Source organism: Gilliamella sp. B3367, from assembly GCF_026536825.1.
GTDB classification, from domain to species: domain Bacteria; phylum Pseudomonadota; class Gammaproteobacteria; order Enterobacterales; family Orbaceae; genus Gilliamella; species Gilliamella apicola_E.
In genome coordinates, this window is record NZ_JAFNNJ010000002.1 from 332,655 (window position 1) to 349,261 (window position 16,607).

Below are 16,607 nucleotides of genomic sequence, written 5' to 3' on the forward strand. Positions count from 1 at the left end.
GTTTTTTAACTGTTTTTTACAGCTCACTAATCCTCGATATTATATTTGAAATATCGAGGGTTAAATAATAAATTGATTTTAAATAATATTTAAATGACTTTTTTATCAATTTAATCAAAAGTATTCCAAATTTCGTAAATAAAAATGCGTCGTCACTTTATTTGGACCTAAACAATATTCTTTAGTCCAATCGCCGTGCTGATTATAATCACCATAAGAACACTCTTCCTTCATCTCAGCTATTCTTTGATTGTTTTCATCGAGTACAATTTTGCCAAATTCAATTTTGTAGTCGTATTGAATTCTTTTACTCAATTGTTTTTTATCATTATAAAAATATTTATATTCTCTTAAAACAACGATGAAACTGTCAGTTTCATCGTATTTTTGAAAAATTTCTACTACCCTTTTAGAGACTAAATCGTTTTCATAATAAACTTGACTAATGAAATCCAAGTCATAGGTTGAATCTTCAATTTTTATTATTCGCCCATTAGAATCATAACCTACCAATAATTTATTATTTTTTTTAGCATCCTGATAAGAAAGAATATTTTTTTCTTGATCAAACTTGATATCAAGATTCAGGTTCTTATTTTCAGATTCATAAGTATATTTCCCATTTTTATAATCAATAACAAATTTATAATAATCTAAAGTCATTGATTCAATGAGTCCATCGGTATTTGCCGTTAAAGTTACAGGATTATCCCCTTTTATTGACTGTTCTTTAATTGGAATGGAATAGGGGGCTAAATCTATACCAGCATGAATTAAATAGCTATTTTCAACGGCTATATTGGGTGTATGATTATCTTTACATCCAAATAGCGCTAAACTTATAAGCAGAATTATTTTGATTTTCATTACTATACTCCTATTTATTTACTTAAAGGTTAATATTCAATTTCACGTAAAACAAAGAAACTGAAATTTTCATTAGGCTTTAAGCAATAATATTTCGTCCAATCACCAAATTGATTAAAATCATAAAATTGGCATTCTAATTTTTGGTTATTTTTTGTTATATAATCATCTAAATAAATTATTTTTTTATCAATTTGATGATGATTATTATAAAAATATTCCACTTCATTTTTTGACATTAGTTTTGTTTCATCATTATCTTTAAGTGTGGTTTCTTCAATGATTTTTTTCAAATTATTTTGGTCATAAAGAAATGTTGATACGAAGGTAATAAGATTAGGATCAGTTTTTTTTGTAAGCTTAATCAATCTTTTTTGCTCATCATAATTAGCATACCAAGCAATAGGTAGTTTTGCTTCATGAATTTCGGTCATATTCTTGTCATTATCGAATTTTATATAAAATTCTAAAAGAAATTGATCTTGTTGCGAGAAAATCATTAAGGATTTTTGGTAATCAATATCTATTTTGACTGGAAATGCTTTATCTGATGATTGATTAAAAATAGGTTGAATTTCGGGTGAAACAACAGAGGTAATAAAACCTTGCTGATTTATAGTAAACTCTTGGTTTATGCTACCAGATAGTATTTGTTTTTTTATTGGTTTGGAAAATGGTTTAAGTTCAGGAGCTTGAAAAAATAAGTAATTATTATTAATAGTTTGCTCATTATCACTCTTTGGGTTACAGCCAATTATCAAAAATGATAAAAAGCAAATGATAGTTTTTTTCATTATGATCCTTATGTTTAAAATCTGGTCCTAATCCTAAGGATACCATTATTTTTTTAATATAATAAGGACATTGAACTAAAAAGCTTAATAATATTAAGGATACTAGTTTAACTAATTTATTGATATCCTATTTTCTTAGCGATATTTTAATCTTATTTCACATATTTCCAATTTGAATATAGATATAATTTTTTCGTATTATCCCAATAGTTATTCACCGTCTATAATGACTCAATAGTCGTATCAGAATATGTTCGACTAATTTATCTTAATAGGGAGTGATAATGAAAAAATATATTTACCTGTTTATATTATTAGGATTTACATTAATTGGGTGTGACAACAAGTCTGATTCAGCTAAAAACAACCAACAAGAGAAGAAAGAAATCGTAGTTGGTTTGCCACCAAGTATGCATAATATAATGATGGAAAAAGTCGTAAAACCTGCTTTAGAACAAGAAGGTTACAAAGTTAAGATGGTAAATTTCAGTTCATTAAGGGATTCAAATACCGCTATAGTTGAAGGAAGTATCGATCTCAATGCCGCTCAACATCAATCTTATTTAGATGTATATAATAAAGAAACTAAGAGTGATCTTGTTTCTTTAGTTCATATTCCTTCAATATCCGCGGCGCTTTTTTCACAGAAACATCATTCAATAAATGAAATTGCTGATGGACAGACAATTCTTATTCCAAATGACCCATCAAATAAAGCTCGTTCATTACAATTATTACAAAGTTTGAATTGGATCACCTTAAAACCTGAAAGTGAAGAAGGAACGTTAGATTTAAATGATATTGCCGAAAATAAATATAATTTAAAATTTAAAGCAATATTATCTGAAATTATTCCTAGAACGCTTAATGAAGTTGATTATGCCATAATGCCTGGGGGAATAGCATGGTTAAGTCATATTCCTGCAGATAATGTTTTAGTTCAAGAAAAGTTAACTCCGAATCTTGAATTAATGGTCGTAGTTAAGAAAGAAAACTTAAATACCAAGTGGGCGCAAGATGTAAAAAAACTTTATCAATCAGATCAGCTTAGAAAATTTATTAATGAAGATCCTGACGCTAAAGGTCGCTTTATTTGGCCACAGCAGTAAATCTTTCCAAGATATCCTAATTACTATTAGGATATTTTTCATATTTTATATAACTGCTTTCAAACTTTGATTAGATCAAAAACTATTTTGTAAAGCAATTTAAAGATAAATAATTCATTTATTTTGATTTTTCACCATGATAAAATTGTTATCTCCCCAATTATGAATATAAATGAATGTGATGAAAAAAATTCAATTACCCATTTTAATTGTCTGTGGCGTTATGCTTTGTAGCTGTTCCGATGAACCTAAGTCAGTTGTTCGTATGATTGATAATCCCACTGATAATGAAATTGTAGTAGCCATTGATGGTAAAAAACTCGCTATTCCGGCTAACTCTAACACTACCTATACTTTTGAATATGGTAAGCATAATTTAGCTTATAACAATGAGTCGCTCGATTTTATCGTTAAACCAGCTAGGTTTCCTAATGATGGTTTTATTAATCCTACACAAAGCAACTATATGTTTCATACCTATATCTACGCTACTGAAAATACCAGTGACGAAGATTATGATAAGTTATATGAAAAATCTTTACGTAAAGTCTCCATTATTATAAATGGTGTAGAAGATGAAGTTGAACTACCTGTTAAAGTGATAAATGATGTTTTTATCGAAAGGGAAGATAATACTTGGGACTATTCAATCAACCAGGAAGCCCCTAATGAACTTCCTAAAAAATTTAAAACCAAAAAAGATATCCAACTTCCTAGAATTAAAGTCTATCGTGAAAAAGATTATATCACCTTATTAAAAAATGAATTTTTTGAATCCAATGAAGATCCAGAGACAGGATTTGAAGTAAGTTTTCCTAATAAACCAGTAAAATTTGCTGAGATTGAGCAATACGTATTCCCTAAAATTAATTTGGGTGGAATTGAATGTGATGCTGGTAAAAAATATTTAGCAGACACATTAGATAATTGGAAACAACTTTTCACTTTAAATGGTGATGACTTTGCTAGTAAGTATAAAAAATTAGGTGGAGAGGAAGGCATAAATTCTTTAAGAAAATCTGATGAACTTTGTCCTAAAGAAATAGATCCAAATATGACTTATTACCAAGCATATGGCCCATTTGAAAAATTTTTAAATTTTACCCAAGATACTAATATCTATATTATCAAATAAATTTTAGTCATTGTGTAATTTATCACTACAATAATTATAAAAGGCATAATATTTTTATTATGCCTTTTATTTTATCAATAACCGTTATTCTGAATTTATTGAATTGTATTTATATTATAAAAAAAGTTGAGGAGCGGGGTTTTTGAAGTTTCAAAATCGCAATTATCCAATCTTTATATTCACAGATCATGCTCCTTCCTTGAATAAAATTCGAATCGCACGAATTGTAGATAATAATATTGACCTAAATCACATAAATCATAAAAAGAATTTTGATTAAAATCGAATCAATATAATATTTATAGTGAGTTAATAAAATAAAGGAATATCTTATGAGTAAAACTAGATTGAAAATTGCAGCATTAATTGGTGGTATTATTTTTAGTGCTTCAAGTGCTTACGCATCAATTGATGATGTTAAGCAACTTAAAATCATCAGTTATAATGTTTATAACGGGATGAAGTTAGATGAGAGCGAAGGCAAGCAGAAATATATTGATTGGGCAAAAGCTCAAGATGCCGATATCATTGCCTGGCAAGAGATGAATTTCTTTACTCGAGAAAAACTTGAAAAATTTGCAGCCAGTTATGGTCACAAATATGCTGTTCTGTTAAAAGAGTCACCAGATGATCCTGCTTTTTTCCCAGTTGCCATTACCTCAAAATATCCTATCGTAAATGTGAATAAAGTGGTCGATAATTTATGGCATGGAGCGCTGTTTGCAGATGTTGGTAATTATCATTTTGTGATAACCCATATGAACCCGTTTTGGACGGCTAAGCGTATCGATGAAATTAATTTGATTATAGATTCAATTAAATACAGTCGTGATCCTAATGGTAAATGGATAATCGCGGGGGATTTGAATTCATTCTCTCCAGCAGATAAACCTGATTATGATAAAAGCACGCTTTTAGAAGATATAAAAGAAAAACAGAAGAAAAGACCAATTCTTGATAATCTGGTAAATGGCCAATTAAGCTATACCGTTCAACAAAATCTACTTGATGCGGGTTATATTGATGCATTAAAGATAAAACACAAAGAATTTATCTCAACCGCACCAACTAAAGTCTTTTATGATCAAGCATCAGTACCATTACGTTATGATTATATCTATGTCTCACCACCACTTAAAGATAACGTGATTGATGTTAAGGTACTTAAAGATGATTTTACTGATAAGTATTCAGATCACTACCCAGTTCAAATGATTATAAAGAATAATTAATATCATCTATATAGTTAAGAATAAAACGGGCATAAGCCCGTTTTTTATATTAATTGATGCGATAAGATCAATGCACTATTTTCGGGCAACAAATACCGCTCGTATTGGAGCAGGGTAACCTTCAATCGTTTTGTTCAAATCGTTTGGATCAAGAAACTCAGCTAATGAGTCAGATTCCATCCAGTCTGTTTTGCGCTGTTCATCTAAACTGGTTTTCGATATATCAACCATTTTTATCTCTTTAAAACCACATTTATGTAGCCAATTTATCATGGTGGGTACAGATGGGATGAAATAGACATTTCGCATTTGAGCATAACGTTCACCAGGCATTAATGCTTGGTGTTCGACTCCCTCAATAACCAGAGTTTCAAGCACTAATTGCCCACCATCAACTAATTGATCTTTCAATTGGTAAAGATGATCAAGTGGCGAACGGCGATGATATAATACGCCCATTGAAAAAACCGTATCAAATGCATTTAATTTTGGCAGATCCTCAATTCCTAAGGGTAGTAAGTGAGCTCGTTGATCATTACCTAATAGTTTTCTTACTGCTTCAAATTGGCATAAATAAAGCGCCATTGGATCAATACCAACGGCAAGTTTAGCTCCTGCGCCAACCATTCGCCATAAGTGATAACCACTATTACAACCAACATCGAGAACTGTTTTGCCCTCTAAATTTTCAATGTGATTAATTAGTCGCTCCCATTTCCAATCAGAACGCCATTCTGTATCAATATCCACACCATAAAGATGAAAAGGGCCTTTACGCCATGGCATCATGGTTTTCAATAATTGGGTGATTCTTTGCTGTTCCCCTGAAGATAACGGCTGCTCAGTTTTAGCTGTTACGCTATGTAAGAAGTCGATTTGAAAAGGGGTAATTGCTGGCAAGTGTTTAATGCTATTTAACCATTGGCTAAAACGGTTATCTAAATTTTGCTTTTGCCAATTAGCTAGTTCTGCTGGTAATACTTCAAGCCAATTTTTAAGCTTATTTTTTGCGATAATTTGGTAAAAATCACCAAAATCAATCATTCGTTATTCCTTTGTAATTGGGTTAAATCTGATGTTATTTTATAGCAATGATGGAACCGAAATTAAAACATTGAAACCAGGTATCGACATGTTTAAATCCTGCTTTAGCAAGACGCTGTTTATGGGTTTCAATAGTATCGGTAAGCATAACGTTTTCAAGCATATTCCGTTTTTGGCTAATCTCTAGTTCACTGTAACCATTCGCTCGTTTGAAGTCATGGTGCATGTTAAATAATAATTCATCAACACTCTTATCATTAAAACTAAATTTTTCAGATAGCACTAATATGCCATTAGGGATTAATGCTTGGTAGATATTATTTAAAACACGTTGACGATTGTCTGGCGTTAGAAATTGCAAGGTAAAATTTAGGACAACCATTGAAGCATTTTGCATATTAATATTGCAAATATCTTCACATATAACATCAACAGGTGTAGTTGATTTATAGGCATCAAGGTGTTTTTTACATCGTTCTACCATTGGTAATGAATTATCAACGGCAATGATATGGCAATTTTCTTGTTTGATATTCCGACGAATTGCAAGTGATGCAGCGCCTAGCGAGCATCCCAAATCATATATCATTGAATTGGGTTGAACAAATCTTTCAGCCAACATGCCTATCATTGAGATTATATTCGAATAACCAGGAACAGAGCGTTGCACCATATCGGGAAAGACTTCGGCAACTTTTTCATCAAAAGTCCAATCGCCTAATTTATCAATTGGTGTTGAAAATAACTGATCTTTTTTGCTATTCATAAAAGTTATTGGTGCTATAGGATCTAATTCTGTTATCATACCATTTTTTGCTTTCGATTGTTCGGATAATTATGACATTTGTTGATTTTATAGCCATTTTTGCAACGATTGTTATTAGTGTGTTTGTTACATTCTATTTTGGTAAACGTTGGCAGTTTTGGTTTAATTTGAATTTAACAGGTTACTTTCGAATTATTTATTGGGTCACTGTCTGTTTTGCCGGATTATCATTAATTTTTGCTAGATTATTAGATGGTTTTATACCTTCATATATACATCTTTCTTTAATCTCCATTTCTGGATTGATGATTTGTAGCGTTTTTATAGCTACTATTTTTGATATCACTTATTGGTTTAGTAAAAAAAGATTAAAACCCAATCTATGGATTAAGGTTAGCTTTATTATTGCTGTTGCAGCGCTGTTTTGTTTTGGGCATGAAATGGCGATAAATCCTCAAATTGTCCATTATAAAGTTGAAATTAATAAACCTGCCCATGTTGAGCATTTAAGAATTGTTCAACTTTCAGATATTCATATCAATGAACATACGTCTACCAAAATGATTCGAGAAATGGTCGAAAAGGTAAACGCTTTGGAACCTGATTTTATTGTGATAACGGGGGATACACTGGATAAAAGTTTAAAGCCTTTTTTAGAAGATGGCTTTGATAAGCAGTTTCAACAATTAAAACCCAAATATGGTAGCTATATTATTTTTGGTAATCATGAATATTTAGGAATTAATGACGCTAATAATCGTGAAGATGATATTATTAATGCCTTCAAAAAAGCAAATTTGAAAGTCTTAAAAGATGACATAGTCTATCTTGATGAAGTTGGTATAACATTGATAGGGCGGGATGATTTTTCTTCATCTCGGTATGATATTAAGCGTGCTTCATTATCTGATTTAATCCTGTTTACTGATACCGAGAAACCTATAATCTTGTTAGATCATCAACCAAGAAATATTGATGAAGCCGCTGAACAAAATGTAGATTTGATGCTATCTGGACATACACATGGTGGGCAAATTTTCCCGGTTAATATTTTAGTCGCCATGATGTATAAAAATGCTAAGGGAATTTATCAAGATACTAATCATCATTTTACCAGTATCGTGAGTAGTGGTTATGGGTTTGGCGGGCCGCCAATACGATTAATGACCCGTTCTGAAATTGTTGTAATAGATGTATCATTTGCAAAAAAATCGACCTCTTAAATAGGATTCATATTTTGAGTTATCAATATATTACTACTGATGAAGAATTATCTAGTTATTGTTTAAAAATTGCGAACAGCAATGCAATCGCATTAGATACGGAATTTGTTCGCACGCGAACATTTTATCCTCAATTAGGACTTATTCAGGTTTTTGATGGTAAACATGCAGCATTAATTGATCCGGTTAATATCAACAATTGGCAGGATTTTTTAGCTATTTTAGCCAATCCTACAATTGAAAAATATTTTCACTCTTGTAGTGAGGATATTGATGTGTTTCTTTCTACATTTAACTGTGTACCCACTCCAATTATAGATAGCCAAATTTTGGCATCATTCCTAGATAATCCTGTTAGCAGTGGCTATGCTAGTTTAGTTAATAAATACCTAGGCATTGAATTAGATAAAAGCGAAACTCGAACAGATTGGTTAAAACGTCCTTTGACTGAAAAACAATGTGAATATGCGATTAATGATGTGTTATATCTCTTCCAATTAATGGAAATTCTAAAAGCTAAACTCACAACTAATCATTATTTAGATGCAGCTTATCAAGAATGTCAAAGTGCGATTGCCCGTAAATGCAAGCCGTTTGATCCTAAAGATGCTTACCTAAATATCGGAAATAGCTGGCAATTTAAAGGTGACAGCTTAGGACAATTGGCTAAGTTAGCATTATGGCGATACCAATTAGCCAAATCTGAAAATATTGCATTAAATTTTGTTATACATGAAGCTGTTTTATTTAAGATTGCCCGTTTCCAACCTTCGTCGTTAGCTGAACTTGATAAATTAGGAATGAAAGGGAAAGAAGTTCGGCTATATGGTCCAACCATTTTGGAAATATTGCAGGAACCTATACCGAATATTCCACCAATTAAACGAATGAATAGTTATCCAAATTACAAAGAAACTTCTGATTTATTAAAGCAAATCACTGAAAATATTTCATCACAGACTGGACTTAGCCGTGAATTAATTATATCAAAACGGTTAATCAATCAATATATAAAATGGAAAATAGATAAAAACGAAAGTATGCCTGAAATATTATCTGGGTGGAGAAAACCACTATTTGAACAATATGGCTTATTAAATTAATCAATATCTAGGTGTCAAATGAAATTGACACCAATTTATTTAAGCAAGTTCACTTAGCATCGATTCAACAATTATAGATGATTGAGCTGCGGCTAACTTTAAAAAGGATTGAAAATCAATTGCTGATTCATTATCTCCATTGTCTGAAATCGCTCTAACCACTACAAAAGGAACTTTAAATAACCAACAAACATGGCCGATCGCAGCAGCTTCCATTTCAACGGCAATTGCGTCAGGATAAGTTTGCTTAATTCGTTCTAGATTACTTTTTCCATTAATAAAAGCGTCTCCACTACCGATTGAACCAGCTACGGCATTGACACCCTGTTTTTTGATACAAGCTTCGGCTAATGATCGATAGTTTTCATCAGCAGGAAACGAGACAGGGCAACCAGACATTTGGCCCGGTTTATATCCAAAAGCAGTTAGATCCACATCATGATAAAAAACATCTTTTGATACAATAATATCACCGATACTGAGCTTAGTTGAAAGCCCACCAGCTGAGCCAGTGTTAATTACCGCATCAACTTGGTAATTATTTAAAAGCAGGGTAGTTCCTGATGCCGCAGCTACTTTACCGATACCTGATTGTAATAATACGATGTCGCAATTAGCAATTTTGCCAATGTGAAAATCACATCCTAAATGATGTTCTAATTGATAATCAGTAATTTTACTTTTTAGTATTGCAACTTCTTCTTCCATTGCTGCGATAATAGCAATTTTCATAAGGACCTCTAGGTGTTTATTAGCCGTATATTTGTTTTAAATGTGCTATCATAATTGCCATAAGTGAACTTGACAATAAATGAATCATAACGGAGATAAAATTTGCGTACAATTTTTATAACAGGTTGCTCAAGCGGTATTGGCTTGATTTCAGCAATAGCATTAAAAAAGCGAGGTTATCGTGTTATTGCTTCTTGCCGTAAAGTTGAAGACCAAAAAAAATTAGTCGAGCAAGGTTTTGAAACCGTTCTTTTAGATTTAGATGATCCAGACACTGTTACTCAAGCTGCGCAGGAAGTTTTAACTTTATGTGAAGGAAAATTATATGCTTTATTTAATAATGCCGGATTTGGGGTATATGGTCGATTAAACACCATCAGTCGAGCGCAGTTAGAGTCACAGTTTTCAACAAATTTTTTTGGTGTTCATCAATTAACACAATTATTACTACCGGCTATGCTTGAGCAAAATGAAGGAAGAATCATTCAAACAAGCTCTATTGTTGGAATTGTTGCAACCCCAGGGAGAGGAGCTTATTCAGCCAGTAAATACGCCTTAGAAGCATGGTCTGATGTATTAAGGTTAGAATTAGCTAAAACGAATATAAAGGTTTGTTTAATCGAACCTGGTCCATTAAAAACCTATTTTTCAAATAATGTGAATCAAACCGAAAAAGAGAATATTGTAAAAAATCCACCAATTGCTAGACGTTTTACCTTAGCTCCTGAAGCTGTTTTACCTTATCTTTATCATGCATTAGAGCACGACAAGCCCAAAATACGTTACAGGGTAACTAAAGTAACGAAGTTAGCAGCGATAGCTAAACGTTTGCTTCCCGACAGATTAATGGATAAAATTTTAGAAAATAAGTAATAAATTAAATTATTCATAGGATAAATTATGTCAAATCAATTTATTTTTGATGTTAACGAACAGAATATTCAAGAAATTGTCGAAAAATCGACAAATACTCCCGTGTTATTCTACTTTTGGTCACCAAGAAGTCCAAATCATCAAGAGATGACAAACACGCTAACAAAATTAGCGACAGAGCATCAAGGACAATTTATTTTAGCCAGCGTAAATTGTGATGAGCAACAAATGCTTGCAGCACAATTTGGTTTAAGAGCGATTCCAACAGTTTATATGTTCCAAAATGGGCAGCCAGTTGATGGTTTTCAAGGTCCACAAAGTGAAGATCAAATTAAAGCATTTTTAGCCAAAATCTTACCTAATGAAGATGAATTAAAACTTGTTGAAGCTCAAAAATTATTTAATGAAGGGTTATATGACCAAGCTTTACCTTTATTAAAACAAGCATGGACGACGCTAACTGATCACTTAGGCAAACCAAGATCAGATATCGCATTAATGTTAGCTAAAGCGCAAATTGAACAAAAGCAACTTAACGATGCTAAAGAAGTTTTAGCAACAATTCCGCTACAAGACCAAGATTCCGCTTTTCATGGATTACAAGCTGAGATTGAGTTACTTGAACAAGCGGCAAATTCACCAGAATTACAGCAGTTGCAAGCTGAATTGGCAAAACAGCCTGACAATATTGAATTAATGATCCAACTTTCATCACAATTGATGCAAGTAGGGCGACACGAAGAGGCTTTAGAGCTACTATTCAAACCGTTAACAAAAGATCTAAATGCGGGAGATGGTCAAGTTAAGAAAACATTACTTGATCTGTTAGCTGCATTGGGTACTAATAACGCTTTAGCTAGTAGTTATCGTCGTAAGCTTTATACGCTGCTATATTAAGAAATACTTAATTGAATTCTGGCGATGGTAAAAGCTTGGCATTAATTCCTAAAAAATTTTATGAGCTTCTATCGAAACTTTGGAAAGTTAAAAGATATCAAAAGAAAGTTGATAGATTAGAAGGATGAAATGAAGAGATTCAACAGTTTTGTTGAATCTCTTTTTTTATTTAATGTTCGATAATACGAGGAAAGTTTTCGTTACTACGAAGGGTTAAAACCTCAACCCCGTTATCGGTTACTAAAATAGTGTGCTCATATTGAGCTGAAAGTCCATGGTCTTTAGTTTTAACGGTCCAACCATCTTTCATTGTACGTGTACGCCAATCGCCAGTATTCACCATCGGTTCAATCGTAAAAGTCATACCTGGTTTTAAAATTACGCCACCATCATCAGCATCATAATGTAATACTTGAGGTTCATCATGATATACCTCACCAATACCATGACCACAATATTCACGAACTGAAGAGAATCCAAATTTATCAACATATTTTTGAATAGCTTTACCGATTTCTCTCAATCGAATTCCTGGTTTTATGATTTTAATCGCTTCGTATAAGCTCTCTTGTGTAACTTGGCAAAGTTTTTCGCCAGCGACAGTGGGTTTACCTGCAATGTACATTTTTGAAGTATCCCCATGATAACCATCTTTGATCACAGTTACATCTATATTAAGAATATCACCATCTTTTAATTTTTTATCAAAACTTGGAATACCATGACACACCACGTCGTTAATGGATATACAACTTGTATGTTTAAATCCATGATAACCAATATTGGCAGGAATAGCTTTTTGTACATTTACAATATGTTCATAACAAATTTTATCGAGTTCACCAGTAGTAATTCCTGGTTTAACATACGGCTCGATCATCTCTAAAACTTCAGCAGCTAATTTGCCTGCAATACGCATTTTTTCAATTTCGGCGGGAGTTTTTAACTTAATAGACATTAACGTGTTCCTGTAATTTTAATGGCAATATCCTATCATATACCGTTGTTTCTTTAAAGCATAGCGGTGGATAATTCCTCTTGATTAAAAGTTTAAATTTTACGAAAAAAAAGTTGAGGAACGGGGTTTTTGTGTATAAAAAATGAAAACTAATACAGCTTGAAACCGTTTAATTATATAATAAAACATTATAAAAAAAGGTTTCAATAAGATGCAATGTAGCTATTATCAAGAAAAAAAATGTTTGTCTTGTCATAAAATTAATCAACCATATCATTCTCAATTAACTGAGAAACAAAGTCATTTGTTGGAGAAATTAGCTGATTTTAATCCTAAACAAGTTAACGATCCGTATGTGAGTCCTGAATCAGGATTTCGTAATAAAGCTAAAATGGCAGTGCTGGGTACGGTTGAAAAACCAATTTTAGGCATCCAAAACGGTAATGATGCGATTGATTTGTGCGATTGCCCACTTTATAGCTCAAACATGCAAAATATTCTAAAATTGGTTCGTACTTATATTCGTAAGCAAGGATTAGTTCCCTATAATATCAACAAGCGAAAAGGGGAGTTAAAATTCGTTATCATCACAGAAAGCATTATTGATAATAACAGCCATTTTATGCTGCGATTTGTATTGAAATCACATAAATTTGTAGAAAAAATTAAAAATAGTTACCACAACTTGCAAATAAATAACTTAGAAGTTGTTACTATCAACATCCAACCTAACCATGCAGCGATATTAGAGGGGGAAGAAGAACTGATTTTAACCGATAACCCTTTTTTAGCGTTCCAATTCAATCAGATACCTTTATATATTAAATCTAAAAGTTTCTTTCAAACAAATAGTTACATTGCAGAAAAACTTTATCAAACGGCTAGTGATTGGGTGGCAAATTTAAATGTTAACTCAATATGGGATCTATTTTGTGGAGTAGGTGGTTTTGGTTTGCATTGTATCGGTCATTCTAATAATGAAAAGATCCAATTGACTGGCATTGAAATTAGTTCTGATGCCATTGAGTGCGCAACAAAATCCGCTGAAAAACTTGGTTATGATAAACTCGATTTTAAATCGTTAGATGCCACTAAATATGTAAACAATGAACAAGGTATCCCTGATTTAGTCTTACTTAATCCTCCAAGACGCGGGGCTGGTAAATCACTCATTCAATACTTAGATAATATAAAACCGAAATATATATTATATTCAAGTTGTAACTTAGCATCTATGGTAGAAGATTTGCAGCTTTTAAGCGATTATCAAATGACTAAAGCCCAATTGTTCGACATGTTTCCGCACACTTCACACATGGAAGTTTTGGTTTTGTTGGAAAAATACAGATAGTTATTTACTGATTTAGGCTATTAATGACTAATATTTATATTAATAACTATTGGTCTAGATTTGCTTCTCTATTCAACCTCATTGATATTAATCGCTCATTTTAATATTTTAGCCTCTCGCATTAAAGCTAATGATAATCATTATCTAACATAAATGATAATTATTCTCATTGATCATATTTTTTATTTTTGCTAGATTAATTAGTAAAAAATGATAATTATCAAATATTGGGAATTAATTTGAGCAGTTTATTAATATAACTTTGTGGTGAAAAATGAAAATAAATAAAATCTTTTTAACCGTTTTGACTGCTTCAATATCCTTCTCAGTATTTGCTGCTGATGATGAATTGGAAACTATGACGGTTACGGCTAGTAGACAAAAAAGAGCCAAATTAGCTATTCCAGAAACCGTTGATGTCATCTCTAGAAAGAATATAGATGATCATCAAATGTCAACAATGGAAGATTTAGTTAGATATTTACCGGGAATATCAGTTAATCGGCAAACTTCAGGGACCGACCCTTTTGGTAATTTAGGCAGTATTAGAATACGTGGTATGGCGGGTAACCGTATTCAAATGCAAGTTGACGGTTCAAGAGTGATTGAAAGTATCCAAGACGGCAATAGAAATTTTATTGATTTAGCAAATATAAAAGCTGTTGAAGTCATTCGTGGACCTGGCTCGGTATTATGGGGGGCAGATGCTGTTGGTGGGGTAGTTGCGTTTAAAACCATAGATCCTAGTGATTTACTTAAAGGTAAGTCTTATGCTGTTCGAGTAAGTGGCGGTTATGATAGTTTAAATAAACAAAATACCAAAACGAGTATGTTAGCGCTTGAATTGATGCCTAACTTAGAAGGATTGATCAGTTTTAGTCGAAGAGATTACCAAGAAACCAAGTTAACTAAAGCTAAAGCAAATGGCGGTATTTGGGGCTGTCCACGTGGCGCAGATGCTATTAAATGTAATAAATTAAATCCGTTGGATGCTAAAGCTGAAAATATGTTAACCAAATTGGTTTATCATAATGATACTCGAGAAACAAAGTTAGCATTTGAGAATTTCCGTTCTAATTCGTATGTAAAACAAATGTATGATTATGGATTACAAACCAATGGAACATTCAACGGGGATTATCGAAGAACACAAATTCAAACTCGTAAAAGGTTTGCGATTGATGATAGTTGGACTCCCGAAATAAGCTTTATCGATCAAATCAAGACCATGTTCTCTTACTCGCCGCAAGAACGTTATTTAAAATCGCATCGTCAACAAAAAGATCGAAGACAAACACCGATTTATACTTATACCACGAATGATTATAAAGAAAAGTTTTGGCAGTTGGATCTTCAGTTAAATTCAAACGTTGATTTTTTCAATACAACGCATGATTTAATTTATGGTTTTCAAGGGGATATTACCCGTAGCAATTATCGTAATGAGAACACAAAAAATGGCGTAAAAACCATAGGTGGCGGATTTAATTTTGCTAACGCTAAAACGCAGCGTGCAGATATTTATCTTCAAGATGAATTTCACTTTATATCAGAAAATTTAAAAATTAAACCGGGTTTACGATATGCAACGTATAAAATTAAACCCAATACGGATAGCCATTATGCGGTGGTTAAAGGCAAAGAACCTCGTGATTTGAGTTCACATCGCCTCATTCCGCAGTTAGGCATATTATATAACATCACTGATCAATACTCTGTTTATGCCCGTTATGCTGAAGGATTCAAAATGCCAACGGCTCAACAGCTTTATACCTCATTGCCGTCGGTAACGATGAATCTGATTCCTAACCCTAAACTAAAACCAGAAAAAGTGAAATCTTATGAGACCGGCATCAGAGGCGATTTTTCAGAAGGTTGGTTTAGTGTAGGCTTATTCAAAGCTGATTATAGCAACTATATCAAGAATTTCATTCGGGTTGGACCGAAGGATTATACCTACAAAAATTTATCCAATGTTAATCTATGGGGCATTGAAACATCGGGCGAGTGGCATTTTGCGCCAAATTGGACTTTGAATGCTTCAAGCTCATATCAATATGGAAAAAAACAAGATTCCCCCGGTGATAAAAAAACTTATTTTAATGAAGCCATGCCTCTGCAAGGTAATATCGGTTTGAAATGGAATGTTCCCGATTTTAATTTTGATACTGAAGTCGTCGGCACTTTTTCCAAAGCGGTATCTCACGTTTCTAGGGATAAATCCTCATCAGATGAAATATTTAAACCAAGCGGTTATGCAGTCTATGATGCCTATTTAAATTGGCACCCTAGCAAAAATATTACTATTCGGGGATCGGTGTTAAATATATTTGACCGCCGTTATTTTAAATGGCCGATGTTTAGTAGTTATTATAAAAATCCACAAAATAATGTAAAAGTGACGAATCCTATCGAGCTTCAAACCGCACCAGGAAGAACTTTTGCAGTTAGTGCGGTTATTAATTTTTAATCATTAAAGTTAAATACTTCTGTCAAATTGATAATTGGCAGGAGTTGATTTAG

General features: G+C 32.5%; 15 protein-coding genes. 9 read left to right on the forward strand and 6 right to left on the reverse strand.

Going from position 1 to position 16,607, the window contains the following annotated elements:
* Positions 1-114 precede the first annotated feature (114 nt).
* Together J3U23_RS04565 and J3U23_RS04570 are read right to left on the reverse strand one after the other, a co-directional pair.
* Entirely contained in the window at positions 115-867 is a 753-nt protein-coding gene (locus tag J3U23_RS04565; protein ID WP_267336832.1) for a hypothetical protein, read from the reverse strand.
* Between the two features lie 29 nt (positions 868-896).
* On the reverse strand, positions 897-1,661 hold the full coding sequence (locus J3U23_RS04570) for a hypothetical protein (protein ID WP_267338628.1): 765 nt from the start codon (positions 1,659-1,661) through the stop codon (positions 897-899).
* Positions 1,662-1,945: 284 nt separating this feature from the next.
* Between J3U23_RS04570 and J3U23_RS04575 the strand changes: the two genes are divergently transcribed.
* The 3 genes from J3U23_RS04575 (at position 1,946) to J3U23_RS04585 (ending at position 5,137) form a co-directional block, all read left to right on the forward strand.
* The gene (locus tag J3U23_RS04575) at positions 1,946-2,770 is read left to right on the forward strand and encodes a MetQ/NlpA family ABC transporter substrate-binding protein (protein WP_267338629.1); all 825 of its coding nucleotides are present in this window, start codon (positions 1,946-1,948) and stop codon (positions 2,768-2,770) included.
* A gap of 172 nt (positions 2,771-2,942) precedes the next feature.
* Positions 2,943-3,905 (forward strand): hypothetical protein, encoded by a 963-nt coding sequence (locus tag J3U23_RS04580; protein WP_267338630.1) that lies wholly within the window; start codon positions 2,943-2,945, stop codon positions 3,903-3,905.
* Positions 3,906-4,237: 332 nt separating this feature from the next.
* Entirely contained in the window at positions 4,238-5,137 is a 900-nt protein-coding gene (locus J3U23_RS04585) for an endonuclease/exonuclease/phosphatase family protein (protein ID WP_220226057.1), read from the forward strand.
* Positions 5,138-5,212: 75 nt separating this feature from the next.
* On the opposite strand, the gene cmoB is transcribed toward J3U23_RS04585, so the two are convergent.
* A complete protein-coding gene (gene cmoB / locus J3U23_RS04590; protein ID WP_267338631.1) occupies positions 5,213-6,181 on the reverse strand; it encodes a tRNA 5-methoxyuridine(34)/uridine 5-oxyacetic acid(34) synthase CmoB in 969 nt (322 codons plus the stop codon).
* A 34-nt stretch (positions 6,182-6,215) separates the two neighbouring features.
* A complete protein-coding gene (gene cmoA / locus J3U23_RS04595) occupies positions 6,216-6,986 on the reverse strand; it encodes a carboxy-S-adenosyl-L-methionine synthase CmoA (protein ID WP_065734141.1) in 771 nt (256 codons plus the stop codon).
* Positions 6,987-7,018: 32 nt separating this feature from the next.
* Here cmoA and J3U23_RS04600 point away from each other — a divergent pair, with 32 nt between their 5' ends.
* Positions 7,019-8,170 (forward strand): metallophosphoesterase, encoded by a 1,152-nt coding sequence (locus tag J3U23_RS04600; RefSeq protein WP_267330344.1) that lies wholly within the window; start codon positions 7,019-7,021, stop codon positions 8,168-8,170.
* Positions 8,171-8,184: 14 nt separating this feature from the next.
* Positions 8,185-9,273 (forward strand): ribonuclease D, encoded by a 1,089-nt coding sequence (gene rnd / locus J3U23_RS04605; RefSeq protein ID WP_267338632.1) that lies wholly within the window; start codon positions 8,185-8,187, stop codon positions 9,271-9,273.
* Between the two features lie 39 nt (positions 9,274-9,312).
* Here the strand turns inward: rnd and J3U23_RS04610 are convergent, their stop codons facing one another.
* Positions 9,313-10,005 (reverse strand): 5'-methylthioadenosine/adenosylhomocysteine nucleosidase, encoded by a 693-nt coding sequence (locus J3U23_RS04610; protein ID WP_267338633.1) that lies wholly within the window; start codon positions 10,003-10,005, stop codon positions 9,313-9,315.
* Positions 10,006-10,107: 102 nt separating this feature from the next.
* Between J3U23_RS04610 and J3U23_RS04615 the strand changes: the two genes are divergently transcribed.
* Together J3U23_RS04615 and J3U23_RS04620 are read left to right on the forward strand one after the other, a co-directional pair.
* The gene (locus tag J3U23_RS04615) at positions 10,108-10,878 is read left to right on the forward strand and encodes an SDR family oxidoreductase (RefSeq protein ID WP_267338634.1); all 771 of its coding nucleotides are present in this window, start codon (positions 10,108-10,110) and stop codon (positions 10,876-10,878) included.
* Positions 10,879-10,905: 27 nt separating this feature from the next.
* Positions 10,906-11,775 (forward strand): co-chaperone YbbN, encoded by an 870-nt coding sequence (locus J3U23_RS04620; RefSeq protein ID WP_220226052.1) that lies wholly within the window; start codon positions 10,906-10,908, stop codon positions 11,773-11,775.
* A gap of 169 nt (positions 11,776-11,944) precedes the next feature.
* Here the strand turns inward: J3U23_RS04620 and map are convergent, their stop codons facing one another.
* The gene (gene map / locus J3U23_RS04625) at positions 11,945-12,733 is read right to left on the reverse strand and encodes a type I methionyl aminopeptidase (protein ID WP_220226051.1); all 789 of its coding nucleotides are present in this window, start codon (positions 12,731-12,733) and stop codon (positions 11,945-11,947) included.
* Positions 12,734-12,944: 211 nt separating this feature from the next.
* On the opposite strand from map, the gene rlmC reads away from it, so the two are divergent.
* Together rlmC and J3U23_RS04635 are read left to right on the forward strand one after the other, a co-directional pair.
* Positions 12,945-14,084, forward strand: a complete 1,140-nt coding sequence (rlmC, locus tag J3U23_RS04630) for a 23S rRNA (uracil(747)-C(5))-methyltransferase RlmC (RefSeq protein ID WP_267338635.1) — start codon at positions 12,945-12,947, stop codon at positions 14,082-14,084.
* Between the two features lie 274 nt (positions 14,085-14,358).
* Entirely contained in the window at positions 14,359-16,554 is a 2,196-nt protein-coding gene (locus tag J3U23_RS04635; protein WP_267338636.1) for a TonB-dependent hemoglobin/transferrin/lactoferrin family receptor, read from the forward strand.
* The last annotated feature ends 53 nt before the right edge of the window (positions 16,555-16,607 follow it).